At 66.9% G+C, this 19191-nt stretch carries 19 protein-coding genes; 16 read left to right on the top strand and 3 right to left on the bottom strand.

From position 1 onward, the window contains the following. Positions 1 to 25: 25 nt before the first annotated feature. Positions 26 to 2689, top strand: a complete 2664-nt coding sequence (gene alaS, locus ASE95_RS00465; RefSeq protein ID WP_056629953.1) for an alanine--tRNA ligase — start codon at positions 26 to 28, stop codon at positions 2687 to 2689. Positions 2690 to 2807: 118 nt separating this feature from the next. Here the strand turns inward: alaS and ASE95_RS00460 are convergent, their stop codons facing one another. Then, on the bottom strand, positions 2808 to 3461 hold the full coding sequence (locus tag ASE95_RS00460) for a hypothetical protein (RefSeq protein ID WP_156347828.1): 654 nt from the start codon (positions 3459 to 3461) through the stop codon (positions 2808 to 2810). A gap of 159 nt (positions 3462 to 3620) precedes the next feature. Here ASE95_RS00460 and radA point away from each other — a divergent pair, with 159 nt between their 5' ends. The 13 genes from radA to ASE95_RS00405 all read left to right on the top strand — a co-directional run bounded on the left by radA (position 3621) and on the right by ASE95_RS00405 (position 12840). Further along, a complete protein-coding gene (radA, locus tag ASE95_RS00455) occupies positions 3621 to 4991 on the top strand; it encodes a DNA repair protein RadA (RefSeq protein WP_056629948.1) in 1371 nt (456 codons plus the stop codon). Between the two features lie 40 nt (positions 4992 to 5031). Further along, positions 5032 to 5586 carry a CvpA family protein gene (locus tag ASE95_RS00450; RefSeq protein ID WP_056629944.1) on the top strand — a complete coding sequence of 185 codons (555 nt, stop codon included), beginning with the start codon at positions 5032 to 5034 and terminating at the stop codon, positions 5584 to 5586. Continuing rightward, positions 5583 to 6074, top strand: a complete 492-nt coding sequence (locus tag ASE95_RS00445; protein WP_082449374.1) for an iron-sulfur cluster assembly scaffold protein — start codon at positions 5583 to 5585, stop codon at positions 6072 to 6074. Before ASE95_RS00450 ends, ASE95_RS00445 begins: the two co-directional genes overlap by 4 nt. After that, positions 6074 to 7837, top strand: coding sequence for a cation:proton antiporter domain-containing protein (locus ASE95_RS00440; protein WP_056629939.1), 1764 nt, complete (start codon positions 6074 to 6076; stop codon positions 7835 to 7837). Before ASE95_RS00445 ends, ASE95_RS00440 begins: the two co-directional genes overlap by 1 nt. A gap of 11 nt (positions 7838 to 7848) precedes the next feature. Next, complete coding sequence (locus ASE95_RS00435; RefSeq protein WP_056632794.1) at positions 7849 to 8166, top strand: DUF423 domain-containing protein; 318 nt, start codon at positions 7849 to 7851, stop codon at positions 8164 to 8166. A 200-nt stretch (positions 8167 to 8366) separates the two neighbouring features. Beyond that, positions 8367 to 8621, top strand: coding sequence for a hypothetical protein (locus ASE95_RS17470; RefSeq protein WP_156347827.1), 255 nt, complete (start codon positions 8367 to 8369; stop codon positions 8619 to 8621). 288 nt (positions 8622 to 8909) lie between these two features. Next, positions 8910 to 9326: a hypothetical protein gene (locus ASE95_RS00430; protein WP_235528105.1), complete on the top strand. Its 417-nt coding sequence runs from the start codon at positions 8910 to 8912 to the stop codon at positions 9324 to 9326. Positions 9327 to 9363: 37 nt separating this feature from the next. Continuing rightward, positions 9364 to 9729: a CsbD family protein gene (locus ASE95_RS00425; RefSeq protein WP_056629931.1), complete on the top strand. Its 366-nt coding sequence runs from the start codon at positions 9364 to 9366 to the stop codon at positions 9727 to 9729. Between the two features lie 5 nt (positions 9730 to 9734). Continuing rightward, entirely contained in the window at positions 9735 to 11255 is a 1521-nt protein-coding gene (locus ASE95_RS00420) for a helix-turn-helix transcriptional regulator (protein WP_056629928.1), read from the top strand. Next, entirely contained in the window at positions 11252 to 11443 is a 192-nt protein-coding gene (locus ASE95_RS00415; RefSeq protein ID WP_056629926.1) for a CsbD family protein, read from the top strand. Before ASE95_RS00420 ends, ASE95_RS00415 begins: the two co-directional genes overlap by 4 nt. A gap of 34 nt (positions 11444 to 11477) precedes the next feature. Beyond that, on the top strand, positions 11478 to 12359 hold the full coding sequence (locus tag ASE95_RS00410; protein ID WP_056629923.1) for a hypothetical protein: 882 nt from the start codon (positions 11478 to 11480) through the stop codon (positions 12357 to 12359). A gap of 64 nt (positions 12360 to 12423) precedes the next feature. Next, positions 12424 to 12564, top strand: coding sequence for an entericidin A/B family lipoprotein (locus ASE95_RS17465; RefSeq protein ID WP_156347826.1), 141 nt, complete (start codon positions 12424 to 12426; stop codon positions 12562 to 12564). Between the two features lie 93 nt (positions 12565 to 12657). Continuing rightward, on the top strand, positions 12658 to 12840 hold the full coding sequence (locus ASE95_RS00405) for a CsbD family protein (RefSeq protein WP_056629920.1): 183 nt from the start codon (positions 12658 to 12660) through the stop codon (positions 12838 to 12840). Between the two features lie 219 nt (positions 12841 to 13059). Here ASE95_RS00405 and ASE95_RS00400 read toward each other — a convergent pair whose 3' ends face one another. Then, positions 13060 to 14469 (bottom strand): MFS transporter, encoded by a 1410-nt coding sequence (locus tag ASE95_RS00400; protein ID WP_056629916.1) that lies wholly within the window; start codon positions 14467 to 14469, stop codon positions 13060 to 13062. 121 nt (positions 14470 to 14590) lie between these two features. Between ASE95_RS00400 and ASE95_RS00395 the strand changes: the two genes are divergently transcribed. Continuing rightward, positions 14591 to 16714, top strand: a complete 2124-nt coding sequence (locus ASE95_RS00395; RefSeq protein ID WP_235528104.1) for a prolyl oligopeptidase family serine peptidase — start codon at positions 14591 to 14593, stop codon at positions 16712 to 16714. Positions 16715 to 16792: 78 nt separating this feature from the next. Next, complete coding sequence (locus ASE95_RS00390) at positions 16793 to 17134, top strand: hypothetical protein (protein ID WP_056629913.1); 342 nt, start codon at positions 16793 to 16795, stop codon at positions 17132 to 17134. Positions 17135 to 17509: 375 nt separating this feature from the next. On the opposite strand, the gene ASE95_RS00385 is transcribed toward ASE95_RS00390, so the two are convergent. Then, positions 17510 to 19144 carry an inorganic phosphate transporter gene (locus ASE95_RS00385; protein ID WP_056629910.1) on the bottom strand — a complete coding sequence of 545 codons (1635 nt, stop codon included), beginning with the start codon at positions 19142 to 19144 and terminating at the stop codon, positions 17510 to 17512. Positions 19145 to 19191 lie beyond the last annotated feature (47 nt).

Genomic DNA, 19191 nt, shown 5'->3' with positions numbered 1-19191 from the left:
GGTTTCGCGGATTAAGTCACCATGTATGACCGCTACCAACGACATCCGCCGCTCGTTCCTCGACTATTTCGGCTCTGCCGGCCACCAGATCGTACCCTCCGCGCCATTGGTGCCGCAGAACGACCCGACGCTGATGTTCGTCAATGCCGGTATGGTGCCGTTCAAGAACGTGTTTACCGGGCTGGAAAAGCGCTCATATTCGACCGCCAGCTCATCGCAGAAATGCGTTCGGGCAGGCGGCAAGCACAACGATCTCGACAATGTCGGCTACACCGCGCGGCATCATACCTTCTTCGAGATGCTGGGCAATTTCAGCTTCGGCGACTATTTCAAGGAGCAGGCGATCACCCATGCATGGACGCTGCTGACGAAAGAATGGGGGCTTTCGCCCGACAAGCTGACGGCGACCGTATTCCACACCGACGATCAGGCGTTCGATTTGTGGAAGAAGATCGCCGGCCTGCCCGATCATCGCATCATCCGCATCCCGACCAAGGACAATTTCTGGGCAATGGGTTCGGATGGGCCATGCGGGCCATGTTCCGAAATTTTCTACGACCATGGCGAGCATATCGCCGGTGGTCCGCCCGGATCGCCCGATGAGGATGGCGATCGTTTCGTCGAGATCTGGAATCTCGTGTTCATGCAGTTCGTGCAGGAGGCCGATGCGATCGTCGGCGATCTCCCGCGCCCCTCGATCGACACCGGCATGGGCCTGGAACGGATTGCCGCCGTCATGCAGGGCGTGACCGACAATTACGACACCGACACGTTCAAGGCGCTGATCGCCGCTTCCGGCGCGATGACGCACACCGCCACCACGGGAGAGAACCAGGCCAGCCACCGTGTCATCGCGGATCACTTGCGTTGCGCCGGCTTTCTGGTGGCGGACGGCGTGCTGCCCGCCAACGAAGGGCGCGGTTATGTGCTGCGCCGGATCATGCGCCGGGCGATGCGACACGCGCATCTGCTGGCCGCCAAGGAGCCGTTGATGCACCGGCTGGTGCCCGCACTGGTGGCGGAAATGGGGGCGGCCTATCCGGAACTCGTCCGCGCCCAACCGCTTATCGAGGCTACGCTGCGCCAGGAGGAGACGCGCTTCCGACAGACGCTCGACAAGGGACTGCGCCTGCTCGACGATGCCACCGCAGGGATGAAGGCGGGCGATACGCTGGCCGGCGACACGGCGTTTCGCCTCTACGATACCTATGGTTTTCCCTATGATTTGACCGAGGATGCGCTGCGCGCGCAGGATTTCAAGGTCGACCGTGCGGGCTTCGATGCCGCGATGGCCGAGCAGAAGCGGGCCGCCCGCGCTGCATGGAAGGGGTCAGGTGCGCGCGCCTCCGACGAGCTGTGGTTCGATCTGGTCGAGGAGGTCGGGCCGACCGAATTCACGGGTTATGCCAGCGAGGTCGGTGAAGGCGTCGTGCTGGCCTTGGTCAAGGACGGCGAGCGCGTCGAGCGTGCGGGCGCGGGGGAGCAGGTCGACGTGATCGTCAACCAGACCCCATTCTATGGCGAGAGTGGTGGTCAGGTCGGTGATGCCGGCAAGATCTCCAATGACAGTGGTTTGCAGGCCGAAGTTGCCGACACGTCGAAGCAGTTGGGCAAGCTGTTCGTCCACCGTGCGACGATTTCTGCCGGGGAAGTGAAGATCGGCGATCCCGTACGGCTCGCGATCGATGTCGCACGCCGGGCCGCGATCCGGGCCAATCACTCCGCGACGCACCTGTTGCATGAAGCACTGCGTCAGAAGCTGGGCACCCATGTAGCGCAGAAGGGGTCTTTGGTCGCTCCGGAACGCCTGCGCTTCGACGTGTCGCATTCCAGTGCGATGTCGGCAGAGGAACTGGCCGAGGCGGAACGTGCGGTGAACGCGCAGGTGCGCGGCAATGGCAGCGTCGAGACACGCCTGATGACTCCCGATGAAGCGATCGAGATGGGCGCGATGGCGTTGTTCGGTGAGAAATACGGCGACGAGGTGCGGGTCGTGTCGATGGGGAATGCCGACGACGGCACGACCTATTCGATCGAGTTGTGCGGCGGCACGCATGTACGGGCGCTGGGCGACATCGGTATCTTCAAAATCATCGGCGAGAGCGCGGTTTCCTCGGGCGTGCGGCGGGTCGAGGCGTTGACCGGTGAAGCGGCGCGGAGCTGGCTCAACGCGCGCGACGAGAAATTGCGGGAAGCCGCGACTGCATTGAAGACCTCCCCGGACGAGGTGCCCGCACGGGTGGCCGCGTTGATCGAGGAGCGACGTCGGCTGGAGCGTGAATTGGCCGATGCGAAGAAGTCGCTAGCGCTTGGCGGCGGCGGCGGCCGCGATGCGGCCGCTGCGGAAATGGTCGGCGGCGTGGGTTTTGTGGGGCAGGTCCTACTCGATTTCGAAGCAAAGGGACTGCGTGGCGCGGTCGACGAGGCCAAGACGCGGATCGGCTCCGGGGTGGCGGTGCTGGTCGCAGTCAACGAAGGCCGTGCCTCGATTGCGGTCGGTGTCACCGATGATCTGCTCGGCCGGATCAGCGCGGTCGACCTGCTGCGGATAGCCGTGCCGGTACTTGGCGGGCAGGGCGGTGGTGGACGACCCGATATGGCGCAAGGTGGGGGCCCGGGTGGCGACAAGGCCGCCGATGCGGTCGCTGCGGTTCGCTCCGCACTGGAACAAGGTCCGCCAACACTCTGATAGCCTTCGACTGTCTGCCGGCCATGTAGATGCAAAAACGCCGCCGGTACGATGAAAGTACCGGCGGCGGCTTTCTGGCGAATGAGCAGCGGAGCGTTGGACTCCGACGCTCATGCGATTAACGCGGCTTGCGCTTCGACTTGGTAGTTGTCGTCGTCGTGGTCGCCTCGGTCGTTGCGGCCGCCTGATCGGTGGCTGCAGCATCGGTGGCGGCACCGGCCGACGCCGCCGGCGCGGCTGCGCTCATCGCGGCCTTAAGCTGTTCGGCAGTCATGCCGAGCAAGATGCCCTGCGGTCCCGGACCGAAGCCGGTGACCGGCAGCACTGCGTCACCATCCGCCGTAGTGAGGGTCACGCCGCTGGCGTCCACCGACTTGATCGTGCCCAGCTGCGTGCCGCCGGTGCCGTACACCGTCGCACCGGGAACCAGCTTCGACTTGAACTCGGCGGTCGCCTGCGCCTGCTGCTGACCAGCTGCCGCCTCAAGCTGCGCCTTGGTCATCGCCAGCACCGGACCCTGCGCGCCCTGCCCAAGCGACGTCAGCGGAATACCCGCCTTGACCGTGCCGGTGTTGACAATGGCTGTGGTGCCGTCGGTGCTCTCCACGGTGCCAACCACCCCGCCCGACGTGTCATAGACCGTGGCACCGGTCGTTACAGCCGCCCCGGTGGGAGCCGCGGCAGTGGCGGGTGCCTGCGCCGGAGCCTGCGCGCTGGCAGCGCCGGACACGAAAGCGGTGGTGGCGAGGGCGAAGATAGCAAAGTTCTTCACGAGGAACTCCCATACTCGTTGATGAAAAGATGGATCGACACCGAAACGGTCGGCTGCGATCTCGGTTCCGAAACTGTGCCCTGCTGCCTGCACGTGCGATGAACGACTTGTTCATGATAGCGGTGTTCCCTGATCGTTCCTGATGCGCTACGTGAACGCATGGCCAAGGTTCAGAAGAGATTTGTATGTCAGTCATGCGGATCGGTCAGCCACCGCTGGCAGGGTCAATGCGCGGATTGCAACGAATGGAACACGCTGGTGGAGGAAGCCCCGGCTGTTGCTGCCACGCCGTTCCAGGCAAAGCATAATTTGCAGGGCGGCGGACGCACGATCGTGCTTTCCGCCCTGGATGCCGAGGCGACGTTGCCGGATCGATTGCCGTTCGGCATCGCCGAATTCGACCGCGCGTTGGGCGGCGGACTGGTGGCCGGATCCGCGACCTTGATCGGCGGCGACCCCGGTATCGGCAAGTCGACGCTGTTGTTGCAGGCGGCGGCGGCGCTGGCCCGGGCCGGGCATGATGTTGCTTACGTTTCTGGCGAAGAAGCGGCCGATCAGGTGCGGTTGCGGGCAAGGCGGCTCGGGCTGGGCGATGCCCCCGTGCAATTGGCAGCGGCCACGTCCACGCGCGACATCCTGACCACATTGGGTCAGGGAACGCCGCCGCGTTTGCTGGTCATCGACTCGATCCAGACGATGCATTCGGACCTCATCGAAGGGGCACCGGGCACGGTCAGCCAGGTGCGCGCGTCCTCGCAGGAACTGATCCGCTTCGCCAAGGAACGCGGCACGGCGGTGGTGCTGGTCGGACATGTCACAAAGGACGGCAGCATCGCGGGGCCGCGCGTGCTGGAACATATGGTCGACACGGTGCTGAGCTTCGAGGGTGAGCGTAGCCACCAATATCGCATCCTGCGTAGCCTGAAGAACCGCTTCGGTGGTACAGACGAGATCGGCGTGTTCGCGATGGCGGGCGACGGATTGGTCGAGGTGTCAAACCCTTCCGCCCTGTTCCTGACCCAGCGTGAGGAGGGTGTGACGGGAGCGACCGTCTTTCCCGCGCTGGAGGGCACGCGGCCCGTTCTGGTCGAGATCCAGGCGCTGGTGGTACGATTGGCGAGCGGGGCGACGCCGCGCCGCGCGGTAGTCGGGTGGGACTCGGGGCGCCTTGCGATGATCCTCGCGGTGCTGGAGGCACGATGCGGGCTCAGCTTCTCGACGTGCGAGGTTTATCTGAACGTCGCCGGCGGGTATCGCATTCAGGATCCTGCTGCGGATCTGGCCGTGGCGGCGGCACTGGTATCGGCGCTGAGCGAGCGCCCGGTGCCGGTCGACGCGGTGGCCTTCGGGGAAATTGCGCTGTCGGGTGAACTTCGCCCGGTCGCACATGCTCCGCTGCGGCTGAAGGAGGCCGCCAAGCTTGGATTCGAGCGTGCCCTGTTGCCGGCGGCGGTCGAAAAGGGCGCGATGCGGCAGTCGGCCTTCCGTACCTTGGGGCAGTTCGTCGACCATATGCTCGGCCGCGGTTGAGCCACTAGCCGAGCGCATCAACCGGCCATAAGGAAGGCGCATGAACCTGCAACCGCTCGACATCGCCGTTTTCGTGCTGGTCGCACTGGCGGCGATCGGGGGCATGCGGCGTGGGTTCGTCGGTGAAGTGCTGGCGTTATTCGCCTGGGTGGCGATGATTTTCGCGTTGAAGATCTTTCACTTGCCCCTTGCGAAGGCGTTGGCCGGATCGATCGCCAGCGTGTCGGGTGCCGCGGTGCTGGCGTTCGTGGTGCTGACGGGCGGCACCTACCTGCTCAGCCGGATCGTCATCAATGCGATCGCCGCGCGCACCCGCACATCGGTGCTGGGACCGATCGATCGCGCGCTGGGCTTCGGCTTCGGCGCGCTCAAAGGATTGATTCTGGCCAGTCTTGCCTATCTCTTCCTGGTGTTGGCGCTCGATCTGGTCGGGGGCGGACCGAGTCGACGGCCGATCTGGTTGAAGAGTGCGCGAACCTATCCGCTGCTTGCCGCAACCAGCGGGGCGGTGGCCGACTTCGTCGATCGCCGCCGCAAGGGCCAGCCGGTGTTCGGCCCCCGAACCGCCCCCCGCCAGAGTGACCCAACATCATGAGCCTTGAATTATACACGCCTGAAATCAGCGCTCTGGCGATCGGAAACCCCTTCCCGGATCGACTGGCCGATGCGACGGGATCGACCGAACGTCGCTCTCCGGTTTGTGGAAGCCGCGTGACGGTGGACGTGCGCCTGGGCGAGGATGGCCGGATCGCCGCGGTCGGCACGCAGGTTCGGGCGTGTTTACTCGGACAAGCATCCTCGACGCTGATGGCGCAACATGTCGTCGGCCGCTCGGTAGAAGAGATTATCGTCGCGCGCGATGAACTGACGAAGTGGCTTGCTGGCACCGGAGACGTGCCGGATTGGCCGGGTATGGCGCTGTTTACCCCGGGGCTGAAACTGACCGCGCGACACGCCTCGATCCGGCTGGCGTTCGAGGCGGCGGCGGAAGCCGCGGAGCAGGCGCGGGCGGGCCGGGCGCAGGACAGTGTTACCCGAAATGGGCAGATTCGCATCGGTGACGCGCCGGCTGGGCACGATTGATGGAACATGCCGGCGTTTCGATGGTCCGCGACGGGACGATCCTGCTTGGGTCGGGGCTGGTGTTCGTGCTGGTGTTCCGCCGGCTCGGCCTGGGCGCGACATTGGGCTTTTTGGTGGCGGGCGCGATCGTCGGACCGCAGTTGCTGGGGCTGGTCGGCGATGCCGAGAGCAAGCTGGGGTTCGCCGAGCTTGGCATTACGCTGCTGCTGTTCATCGTCGGGCTGGAACTTAGCCCGCAGCGGCTGTGGCGGCTGAAAGAGGATATCTTCGGACTGGGATTGATCCAGGTCGTCGCCTGCGGTTTCGTGCTGGCCGCGATCCTGGCGCTGGCGGCCCGCTTCTCGCTGGCGGCGGCGCTGGCGGTGGGGATGCCGCTGGCGCTGTCGTCGACGGCGCAGGTGTTGCCGATGCTGCAATCCGCCGGTCGGCTGCGCACGCCGTTCGGTGAGCGCGCGTTTTCGATCCTGCTGTTCCAGGACCTGTCGATCATCCCGATGATCACGATCATCGCCGCCATGAGCCGAAATCCCGCCGAGGTCGGCGGACCGTCCGGCTGGCTGCTGGGCTTGTACACGGTCGTCGCGATCGGCGGGCTGGTGGCGGCAGGCCGGTTCATCCTGCGCCCGCTGTTCCGGTTGATCGGCAATCTGGGCGAGCGGGAGATGTTCGTCTTCGCCGCGCTGTTCACGGTGATCGCCGCGGCGGCGGTGATGGAGTTCCTGGGCCTTTCGACAGCGCTGGGCGCGTTCGTGGCGGGCGTGATGCTGGCCGACAGCCCGTATCGCCACGAACTGGAAGCCGATGTCGAACCGTTTCGCGCAATCCTGCTCGGGCTGTTCTTCCTGGCGGTGGGCATGATGCTGAATCTGGGCGCGATCGCCGAGCGCCCGGTGTTTGTGGTGGCGATGGCGGCGGCGCTGATCGCGACCAAGGCGGGGATCATCACCTTGCTGGGACTCGTGTTTCGCATGGGGTGGCGGCAGGCGCTGGCGCTGGGGCTGTTGCTGAGCCAGGGCGGCGAGTTCGGTTTCGTGTTGCTGGCGCAGGCGCAGAACGCGTTGCTGATCGCACCAGACGCCGCCAGCCTGTTCGGCGCGATCATCACGCTGTCGATGGCGACCACGCCGTTCCTGATGATGTTCACGCGGCGGTTCCGCGAGGAACCGATCGCCGTTTCGGACGGTCGCGACGGGCCGAGGGCGGACGGGGCCAATGCGATCATCGTCGGCTACGGACGCTTCGGGCAGACCGTCGGCCAGATGCTGATGACGCAGGATATCCCCGTCACGCTGATCGACACCGATATCGAGATGATCGACATCGCCGCAGAGTTCGGGTCCAAGGTCTATTACGGCGACGGCACCCGGCTCGATCTGTTGCGGCAGGCGGGCGCTGCGGACGCCGAGTTGATCCTGTTCTGCATGGACGGAGACCAACTTTCGCCCGAACAGCTGGAGGCGGTGCACGAGGCGTTTCCGAATGCCGCCCTGTACGTGCGGGCGTTCGACCGACGTGCCCTCGTCAAGCTGAAACCGGGACCCGCGCGTGCGGTGGTGCGCGAGGTGCTGGAATCGGCGGTGCGCATGGCGCGGCTCGCGATGGGTGGGCTGGGCATCGCGCCGGCCGAGATCGACCGTGCCGAGCAGATGTACCGCGCCCGGGACAAGGAACGCTTGCGTATCCAGGTCGAGGCCGGGGACATACGCGCCGCGCGGGCGATGGTCGTCGAGCAGCATCCATGGGGCGGGGGTGAACGGCCGTGAGCGTGATCGTGATGCTGGCGGCCCTGTCGGGCGCGTTGGCCGTGGCGGCGGGCGCGTTCGGCGCGCACGGTGCGTCGGGCGCCGCGGTCGAGTGGCTGAAGACCGGCGCGCATTACCAGCTGGTTCATGCGCTGGCGGCGCTGGTCGCGGTCCGGATGGAGATGCGGGGACCGGCGTGGCTGTTTCTGGCGGGCGGTGCGATCTTCGCGGGGACGCTGTACCTGATGGCACTGGGTCTGCCGCGCTGGCTGGGCGCGGTGACGCCGATCGGCGGAACGTTGCTGATCGCGGGGTGGATGTGGCTGGCGTGGAGCGGGATGCGCGGGTAACGCCGCGTCGGGCGGTCTTGTTGGCGACGCATCGGGGACGAGCGGCAGCGGCGCGCGTTTCCGGGGATCAGGCAAGCGTGCCGTTACGCCGGTTCCTCCACCTAGCGAAGGTCGCGGCCGCGACGAGGGCGGCGGGGGTGTCGCCTGCTCGCGCGCGCACCCGAGACTCCCCGTTGCGCGGCGGATCATGCGATCGTGCGATGTTTCTGGCAGGTCGCTGGCGGGGCGGGATTTGGGAGAGGCGTTTCGACTTCGAGGCCGTGATGCCCGACGCCGAGTTCCAGACCCGTCACGATCCGCAGTCTCGGCCCGCACCCGCCGTTCGCGGCCATCGGGGATGTATGCTTGGCAAGCCGATCATGCGGCCGGTCCGGGACGCCGATCCCGAAGGGCTGGATGTGCCGGAATCCCGCGGCAGTCGCCGTGACGACAAGCAGCCTGCATTGCGCACCTGAACCAAAGCGCGAGTGACGCGACGGCAGGAGAGTTAACCGGGAGCGAGGCGAAGGCGTTCGTTCGAAGCGGGTCGCGCTGTTCCCCTTTCGCGCCGGTGACCGCTCTGGTGCGAGCGGGATGGCGAGCCGCTACGGACCCGAATGGGACGGCAAAAGTGCGGTCCCGCCCGAATCTCGCGGGAGCATCGCGAAGTCTCGCGTGAACGCGGATCAACGACTTCGATTAATGCAACGGGACTGCCGAACGGCGGCCGATGATGATCTCAAATGGTATTTCCTGCTCCTGTCATGGCGCAACAGGACCAGGAACGCGAAGCATGGTGGACGGTTGATGCGCCCGAACCGGTCGTGTCTCAGCGACATCGGTCGCGGAGATACGGGACGATGAAAGTCATGGTTGCCGCGTTGCTGATGGCAACGGCGATATCAGGTTGTGCCGCGCCGGCGACGCGCGTCTCCAGCGGACTGCAGCGTTACGGCCTGGACGAGCAGCGCGCCGATTGCGTCGGCACGCGGTTGCAGCGCGACCTGTCGCTGGGTCAGCTGCAGAAACTCGGCCGGGCTGCCGCGGCGTATCGCAAGGGCGACACGGACCCCGGTGTGTTGACGGTGGGCGATCTTCTGCGGGTCGCCGGCGAGCTGAAGGACCCGGCCATCGCTGTGGCGGTGGGCAAGGCCGCGGCGGGTTGCGGCGTGCTGCCCTGAGTGCAGCGCACGGACCTGATTTTCAAAGGATACGATTATGAACAACGACGAATTCAAGGGCGGAACCCGCTACGTCGCCGGCAAGGTGGAGAAGACCGTCGGCGACACGATCGACAGTCGCGACTGGAAGGTCAACGGCGTGGTCGATCAGGTCGCAGGGGCTGCGCAGCACACGTATGGCCGCGCGCGATCGATCGCCTCCGACGCGATCGACAGTGCGCCCGAACTGGCGGAAGAGGCGCGTGACCGGTTGAAGGTGGCGGGCGCACGGCTTGCCGACAGCGCGCAGCACGGCGGCCGGGCCGCAGCGCAGACCGCCAGGGACCAGCCCGCCTTGTGGGCCGTGGCGGCCGCGATCGGCGGCTATGCGCTGGCGTGGTTCGTTCACGCCCGGCGCGCCTGATCCCGATGGCCGAGGCATCGTTCAAGACCCTGCGTGAAACCGCCGACCTGCGGCATTTGCGGCAGATCATCGTCGGACTGGACGAGGGCGTGATCCTGATCGATCCCGACCAGAGCCTGTTGTGGGCGAACGATGCCGCCCTGGCGATGCATGGGGTGAAGGACATCGCCGAACTTGGCGCAACAGTCGACGAATATCGGGCGCGCTTCCAACTGCGTTACCGCAACAACCACCGGCTGGCTGCGGACGATTATCCCATCGAACGCGTGGTGGCGGGCGACGCCTTTTCAGAAGTGGTGGTCGAGGTGACCGTCGCCGGCGAGGAGGAGCCGCGCTGGGTGCATCAGGTCCGCAGCCTGGTGCTGAACGACGACGACGATGGCGAGCCGGCATGTCTGGTGCTGGTCATCCAGGACGTTTCCGCGAAGTTCGAGGCGGAAGACCGGTTCGAACAGTCGTTCAATGCCAATCCCGCGCCCGCGGTCATCTGTCGGCTGAAGGATTTGCGGTTCGTGAAGGTCAACCAGGGTTTTCTGGAGATGATCGGCCGGTCGCGCGATCAGGTGCTGTCGCGCACCGTCTACGACATCGACGTGCTGCGGCATGCGGATCGCCGCGATCTGGCCAAGGAGCGGCTGAGCGAGGGACGGACCATCCCGCAGATGGAGGCGGAGCTGGAGTTGTCGGACGGCGGCACCCGGCTGGTGATCGTAGCAGGGCAGCCGATCGACATGGGCGATCAGCCGTGCATGCTGTTCACCTTCGCCGATCTGGAACCGCGTCGCAAGGCGGAGGGCGCATTGCGCCAGAGCGAGGAGCGTTTCACGCGCACGTTCCAGCTGGCGCCGGTGCCGATGGCGATCGGCGTGCGCGACGGCCATCTGCTGTGCGAGGTCAACACCAGCTTCACCAGGATGACCGGTTATGACGCGACCGAGATCATCGGCCGACCGCTGGGCGAGGTGGAGTTGTGGGAGAGCGGCGCGGTGCGCGAGCGCATCGAAAGTGCGATCGACGGTGGCCACGACCTGCGGGCGCACGACGCGTGCATCCACGCCAAGGACGGTGCGAGGATCGATTGCATCGTGTCGACGGAGGCGATCCGGCTGGGCGGCGAAGCATGCGTCCTGTGGGCGTTCCAGGATATCACCCAGCGCAAGGCGACCGAGATGGAGCTGGTCGAGGCGATCGAGGCGGTGATGAAGGACACCAGCTGGTTCAGCCGCACCGTGATGGACAAGCTGGCCCGGCTGCGCGCGCCCAGGGTGGAGGTCGACGGGCCGGGGCTGGACGACCTGACCGCGCGCGAGCGCGATGTGCTGGCGCTGATCTGTCGCGGGTATGACGACAAGACGATCGCGCGATCGCTGAACGTGGCCAGCAACACCGTGCGCAACCATGTCGCGCGGATCTATGGCAAGATCGGCGTCAACCGTCGCATCGCGGCGGTCGCCTGGGCGCGGGCACGCGGCTTCGACGGGGAGGGCGTGGCGATCAGCAGGGCGGCTCCGGAGACGGTAGCATGACCGCCGGGCGGGATCGCGATGCAGCCGGGGCGCGGAAGGCCAAGGGTTCCGTACAGGAGGCGATCGGCAAGCTGATCGGCGACGATGTGGCGCAGGCGCAGGGCACGGCCAAGAAGCAGGCCGGTGCCGGCGAGCAGGACGATGCCGACGCCCCCGACGCGCAGGAAACACCATCATCGCGGCGCTGACCGCGGCGATCATTCGATTTCAACAGGAGTAAACATGGTTAGCATTGCAACCACCGGCCTCGCGCCGGTTGACGACGCGCGTCTGCGCGATACGCATACCCGGGTATCGTGGGGCGCGATCTTCGCCGGCGTGGTCATCGCCGTCGCGGTACAGCTGGTGCTGGGCATCCTTGGCGCCGGCATCGGGCTGACGATGGTCGATCCGGTCGCGGGGACGACGCCGGGGGCGGCCGGGTTCGGGATCGGGGCCGGGATCTACTGGCTGGTCACCACCGTCGTCGCGCTGGGCGCTGGCGGTTACGCCGCGGCGCGGGTGGCGGGCGTGCACGAGCGGTTCGACGCGCTGGTCCACGGGCTGGTCGTATGGGGCGTGACATTGATCCTGACGCTGTATCTGCTCACCTCGGCGGTCGGCGGGATCATCGGCGGGGCGTTCCGCACCGTCGGCGCGGTCGCGGGCGGCGCGGGCACCACCGTTGCGGCAGCGGTGCCGGCGGCGGCATCGGTGGCCGGCGTAGATGAAGGCGACATTCGCAGCGAGGCGGCGGCGTACCTGTCGGACGCGCCGTCCGATCCGGCGCAGATGACGCCGGAGCAGGCGCAGAAGGAAATCGCGAGCCAGTTGCCGGCGCTCGCACGCGGCGGCACCGATGGTCAGCGGGCCGAACGCCGCATCGTCGATATCGTGGCGGCGCAGCGCAGGATCAGCCGCCCCGAGGCGCAGGCGCAAGTGACGCGCGCCAAGCAGCAGTTCGTCCAGACCAAGAACCAGACCGTCGCCACCGCCAAGTCGGCGACCGACAAGGCCGCAGGCGCAGCGGCGGGAACGTCGTCCGTCCTGGTGCTGGCCTTGCTGGTCGGTGCGGCGGCGGCAACGTTCGGCGCAACGACGGCGACCCGTCGCAGGTTGCGCTGATCGAAGGTGGCGGGCCGGCGTATCCGGCCCGCCGCACCCCCTCTTCATCACCAAGGAGAATGCCATGACCGGGAAGATCGGAACGACCATCGCCCTGACCGCGATGATCGCGCTCACCGCGTGCAACACGGTGAACGGTGCGGGCAAGGACATGAAGTCCGCGGGGTCCGTGGTGTCGGATGCGTCTGGCCAGAACGAGAAGTAATGGCCGCGGCAGGGCGCGCCGTGGAACGACGACGCCCCGCGCCGGGTTCATAACACGACTGTCACGATCGGCAGGCTTTTAAAGGAGGTCATCATGGGCGAGTTCAGCGACAAGATCAGCGCGGCGGCAAACAAGGTCGTCGGCACGATCAAGGAAGAAGTCGGCAAGGCAACCGGCAACGAGCGGCTCGAAGCGGAGGGCGATGCCCAGCAGCTGAAGGGCACCGGCCAGGACGTGAAGGGCAGCGTCAAGGGCGCGCTCGGCGACAAGATCTGACGATCGGGCGGGGCTGTCGGTTCGACGGCCCTGCCGGGCACGATGTCCGGGCGGCGTGAGTTTCGGCTCCACACCCGGACATTGTTGTCGGGGTAACAGTCGAAATCCCCGAATCGTCCACGCCCGGGTGACGCCTGTATGGCGTGACACACGCGGCGGCGTTGTTCGGGAACGATCGTCTCGTGCGCGATAGATCTGATCGACGCGTGCGGTGTGTTCTCATCGTACCCCTGCGGCCGGCTGTACGTCGTCCGCTTCGTCGCGATGCGGATCACGGATCGACGGGCGCAGGCGCGCCAGGCTGCACAGTCCCGCGACCAGCGCCAGGCCGGCGGCGACCAGCGCCGGCGTCGCGCCCGCCCCCACGTTCAGCGCCAGCAACGCAGCGACGAGCGTCGCACCGGTGGTCTGACCGACCAACCGCACGGTGCTGACCAGCCCGCCGGCCGCGGCGGCGCGCTCCCGCGGGGCCGAACCGATGATGAGCCGCGCGTTCGGGGGCAGGAACGTCCCGAACCCTGCGCCGCACAACGACATGCGCCATGCGATGTCGAACCACGAAGGATCGGGGGGCATGAAGCCGATCAGCAGCAAGGCCGTGCCGGAGATCGCCATGCCGATCCCGCCGAGCAGGCCGGCCGGCACCCGGTCCGACAGCCAGCCCATCAGCGGCGCGACGATCATGTTGGTGAGCGGCCACGGCGCGATCGCCGCGCCGACCGCCGCGGCGGTCATTCCATATTCGTGCGTCAGCCGGAACGGTGTCGACAGCAGCAACGTCATGGAGGCGGTGAACGCGGTAAACCCGCCGATCGTAGACAAGGCGATCACCGGGCGCGACAGGAGGTCGACCGGCAGGATCGGCTGCGCATTCGTCCGTTCGCGCCGAACGTAGATACGCCCGATCATGAGGCCGAGCAGGACGATGGCGACCGAGACGACCGGGCTGTCGCCATGCACCGCGCTTTCCGCGCCGCCGATCACCAGCCCGAACATCGCCGCACACATCACCGCGCCGGTAACGTCGAACGGACGGTCGTTCGGCGCCGGATCGGGCAGGGCACGACCGAGCACGAGCGAGGCGACCGCAAACGGGATCGCGCTGGCGAAGACCCATGGCCATGGAGCGACCGACAGCACCAGCCCGCCGATCGTTGGCGCCGCGGCGGCGGACGAGGCGACCACCACCGAGTTGACGCCCAGCCCGCGCCCGAGCTGCGCAGCGGGATAGGTCTGCCGGATCAGGGACGAGGCGACCGCCAGCGCACCCGCCGCGCCGATCGCCTGCACCGCGCGCACCACGAGGAGAAACGGCAGGCTTTTCGCGAAGAAGCACAACAACGTCGCAACGGTGAAGATCAGCTGGCCCAGCTGGTACATGCGCTTCAGCCCGATGCGGTCACCAAGACCGGCGAAGGGCAGCATCAGCATGACCAGCATCAGTTGATAGACGGTGACGATCGCGACGACCGACGACGACCCGACGTGCAGGTCGCGTGCGATCGTCGGCAACGCCACGTTCGCGACGCCGCCGTCGATGATGACCAGCGCGGTGCCGAAACACAACGAGGCGATCGCGGCGTAGCGGCGCGGCAGGGGCAAGCCGTCCGGTGCGGCGGTGGTCGTCATAGCGGGCGACGGCGGGGCGGCGATGGGGGCCTCATCCTGCGCGGGTGGACGCGCTGCCGCCGGGGTTGTTCCCGGCGCGTTGGTATCGCAAAAGACCATCATGACGAATGGAAGGACTGGCATGGCGCGCGCACGGATCGGAATGTGGCTGGCGGGGGCGGCGCTGGTGGCGTCGGGGGCGATCGCCGATGCGGCGCTGGCGCAACGCGGCCCCGGCAACGGCGCGAACGGGGGCGACCCCTATATCTGGCTGGAGGACAAGGACGGCGCGCGTGCGCAGGCGTGGGTTGCGGCGGAGAATGCACGCACGTTGCCGCGGTTGCAGAACGATCCGCGCTACAAGAGCTTCTATGCCGAGGCGCTGGCGATCGCCGCCGCCAAGGATCGTATCCCGATGCCGCAGCAGGCGATGGGGCGCATCATCAATTTCTGGCGCGACGCCGATCATCCGCAGGGCGTGCTGCGCTGGACGACCACCGACGATTACGCCGCCGCGCAGCCGGCGTGGCGCACTCTGCTGGACGTGGATGCGCTGAGCAAGGCCGAAGGGCGCAAGTGGGTCTACAAGGGCATGACCTGCCTCGACCCGGAGGAGCGGTTGTGCCTGATCGCCTTGTCCGAGGGCGGTGAGGATGCGGTGACCTATCGCGAGTTCGATCTGGCGGCGGGCGCGTTCGTCGCCAACGGCTTCGTGCTGCCGACCTCCAAGCAGGGCGCGGTGTGGGTCGACAAGGACACGTTGCTGGTCAGCCGCGACTGGGGCGCGGGAACGATGACCGCGTCGAGCTATCCTTTTGTCGTGAAGAAGGTGGTGCGCGGTGCGCCTTTGTCGGCGGCGACCGAGGTGTTTCGCGGCGCGCCGGAGGACCAGCTGGGCAGCTATGCCAGCGTGATGACCGACGGGCAGGGTCATCGTGCGGTGTTCATCGAGCGGCAGAAGACGTTCTTCGGTGCCGAGCGTGCGTTGTGGACGCCGGCCGGCGTGACGAAGCTGGACCTGCCGGCGCGTACCGCCCCCGCCGCGATGGTCGACGGGCGGGTGGTGTTCACCACCAGCGAGCCGTGGGGCGCGATCCCCACCGGCGCGGTCGCATCGGTGTCGCTGACCGACCTGCAGGCGGGACGAATCGCGCCGACGCTGATCTTCGCACCGACGCCGCGCCAGGCGGTGGCGGCGGTGGAGGCGACGCGGCACCATCTGATCCTGGATTACACCGACAACGTGCGCGGGCGGATCACCGTGTTCACGCCTGGTGCGGCGGGCTGGACCGCGCGGCCGATGGCGCTGCCCGACAATGCCAGCTTCGGGATCGCCGGCACGTCGGAGCGCAACGATACCGCGTTCCTGGTCACCACCGGTTTCCTGACGCCGACGACGCTGGCGCGCTTCGATGCCGGAAGCGGCGCGGCGCCGGTGCAGGTCAAGGCGCTGCCGGCGAAGTTCGATGCCGCCGGACTGGTCGCCGAACAGTACGAGGCGGTGTCGAGCGACGGGACGAAGGTGCCGTACTTCATCGTTCACCGCCGCGACGCCGCACGTGACGGCGCGACGCCGACGATCATGACCGCGTACGGCGGGTTCGAGCTGCCGATGCTGCCCGGTTATTCGGCATCGACCGGCAAGTTGTGGCTGGAGCGCGGCGGCGCGTATGTGCTCGCCAATATCCGCGGCGGTGGCGAATTCGGGCCGACGTGGCACGATGCGGGCCGCAAGACCAAGCGGCAGGTGATCTACGACGATTTCGCCGCAGTGGCGCGCGATCTGATGACGCGGCGCTTCACCAGCGCGGCGAAGCTCGGCATCTATGGCGGGTCGAACGGCGGGTTGTTGATGGGCGTGCAGTTCAACCAGCACCCCGAATTGTGGAAGGCGGTGACCATCCAGGTGCCGCTGCTCGACATGCTGCGTTACGAAGGGATCGCCGCGGGCGCGTCGTGGGTCGACGAATATGGTTCGGTGACGGTGCCCGAGGAACGCGCGTTCCTGGCCAAGATCTCGCCCTATCACAATATCCGGCGCGGGGTGGCCTATCCAGAGCCGTATATCTGGACGACCACCAAGGACGACCGCGTCGGCCCGCAGCATGCGCGCAAGTTCGCGGCGCGGCTGAAGGAATACGGACTGCCGTATCTTTTTTACGAGGATACCGCCGGCGGCCATTCGGGTGATGCGGACATCGAGCAGGGCGCACGTTTGCAGGCGTTGCAGATGACGTATTTCGCGCAGAAGCTGATGGCGCGATAGGTTGGGTCGCAAGGGGGAACGCTGCGTTTCCCCATGCGATCTTGCTGCGGTGCGGCATATTCGGCTAAGGCGCGCGGGATGAGCGCCGAAACCGAAAGCCGGCCCGCGCCGGCCGTGCCCGACACCGTTCCCATCGTCTTCGAGGCGATCGTCAAGCAACAGGCGATCGCTGCAACGTACAATCGCGGCAGCGTGACGCTGGCCCCGCATGTGCTTTATACGAAGCACGGCGAAATCTATCTCGATGCGCTGACGCTGGACCGCGACGGCCAGCCGCCCAAGGAGGCGAAGATCGGCGCGTTCAAACTGGCGGGGCTATCCGGCTTACGGATCACGCCACGGCGATTTACCCCCAGCGAGCTGTTCGTGGCCGGCGATGCGAAATATGCTGGCGTGACGTTGCTGGCGGTCGACGTCTGATCCAGCACGGGTTTTTACTGCGCATGCGGCTGCTGGGGGATGGTTCGTCCGCGGCCTACCTTATCCTGCCGGTCTCCACGGGCTCCTCATCGGCGAAGCATCTTCCATGCAGGACGTGTTCCCGGGACGCAGCAAGCACGGTAACCGGGATCATGTCCGCAGCGGCGTCACGAGGTGGGCGATCGCCAAGAGGCGGAGGTCGCCCGTCGATGAGATCGCCAGGTGCCGCGTTGGCCCACCAACGCGGTTCGTTACATACGCGTTGGTCGGGACAGCGGACGCTGTTCGGCGTGACCCGGAGTGCGCCAGCCGCGCGAGGCTGGCAGGGCGAGTCGCAGATGTCGCGACCGCCCGCCACGGCGCCGGCGGTGGCCGTCAGAGGCCCGCGGTGCGGACGATCGTGAGCAGCAGCCAGTAGAGCGTGCCTGCCAGCAGCATCGCGACCGGCAACGTCATCAGCCAGGCCGCCGCCAGCTGCAACAACGTGCGGCGTTGCAGCCCCTGACCGCTGGCGACCGAGGCACCCGCGACGCCCGACGACAGGATGTGCGTCGTCGATACCGGCAGGCCGAAGCGATCGGCGGCGAGGATCGTGGCAGCCGCCACCAGCTCCGCCGACGCGCCCATGCCGTAGGTCATGTGCTGTTTGCCGATCTTCTCGCCGACCGTGACAACGATCCGCTTCCACCCGACCATCGTGCCGAGCCCCAGCGCCAGCGCGACCGCGACCTTCACCCACAGCGGGATGAAGCGGGTGCCCTTCTCCAGTTGCTTGCGATAGTCGGCGAGCGTCGTGGTTTCCGCCTCGCCCATCCGGTTCGACGGGGCGGCGGCGATCATCCGCGTGGCGTCCATCACCAGATACATATCGTTGCGGATGTTGGGCGCTGCCTGCGCGGGGACGTTGCCCAGCGAGCCATAGCCCGACACGCGCTGCGCCAGATCGCGCGAGACGGCGACGGTCGCGCCATAGACCGCGGGGGTCATCACCCGCCGACTGGCGAGCGCATCCTTCAGCTGGTTGCGGGCGGTGGCGGGATCGATCGCGGTCGCGCCGTGGCGGACCAGCACCGCATCCGCCGCCGCCGCGCTGCGCACGAAGGCCGGCATCTCGCTGGCAGGGATCGTGCGGTTCAGGGCGTAGGCGGTGGGCGCGCAGCCGATCAGGATGAGCATGATAAGGCCCATGCCCTTCTGCCCGTCGTTCGAGCCATGGCTGAACGAAACGGCGGTGCAGGTGAAGATCAGCAATGCACGGATGCCGCGTGGCGGCGGTGCATCGCCCTCCGGCGGCTTCATCAATTGCGGATTGCGCGTGAGGTGGCGAATCACGACGAGCAGCAGCGCCGCGGCCCCGAACCCGATCAGCGGCGCCATCCACAGGCCGGTCAGCACCTTCGTCGCCTGGCTCCAGTCAACGCCCGAGGTGCCGCCGGCACCGCTGGTCAGCAACTGATTGGCGAGCCCGACACCGAGCACCGAGCCGATCAGCGTGTGGCTGGAACTGTTCGGCAAGCCGACGTACCAGGTGGCGAGATTCCAGATCACCGCCGCGAACAGCAGCGCGAAGATCATCGCGAAACCTGCGCCCGACCCGACGTTCAGGATCAGGTCGACCGGCAACAGGGTGATGATCGAATAGGCGACCGCGCCGGACGACGCCATCACACCCAGAAAGTTGAAGAACCCGGACCAGACCACCGCGACATTGGCGGGCAGGGCGTTGGTATAGATCACCGTCGCCACCGCATTGGCCGTATCGTGGAAGCCGTTCACGAACTCGAACCCGAGCGCGATCAGCAACGCCAGCCCCAGGAACGCGAACACGCCGAACGCCAGTTGTTCCCCGACCTGTTGCGTATCGACCAGCACGCTGATCCCCGCATAGGCGAAGCCGACGATGACGATCGCCAGAAACACCGGGCGTGCCGCCGGATGGATCGGGGCGTCGAACGACCGCACTGCCGCCGAAGGGGGCGAGGACGACGTCGCGAGGACAGTGGATGCCATGATGAGTCGGCCTGTCGGCCTTCACGGTGACAGTTTGATGACGTGCA

The organism is Sphingomonas sp. Leaf231 (assembly GCF_001421995.1).
Lineage (GTDB): Bacteria > Pseudomonadota > Alphaproteobacteria > Sphingomonadales > Sphingomonadaceae > Sphingomonas.
Note: the sequence above shows the minus strand (reverse complement) of the source record. Positions and strands in the feature narration are given on the sequence as shown.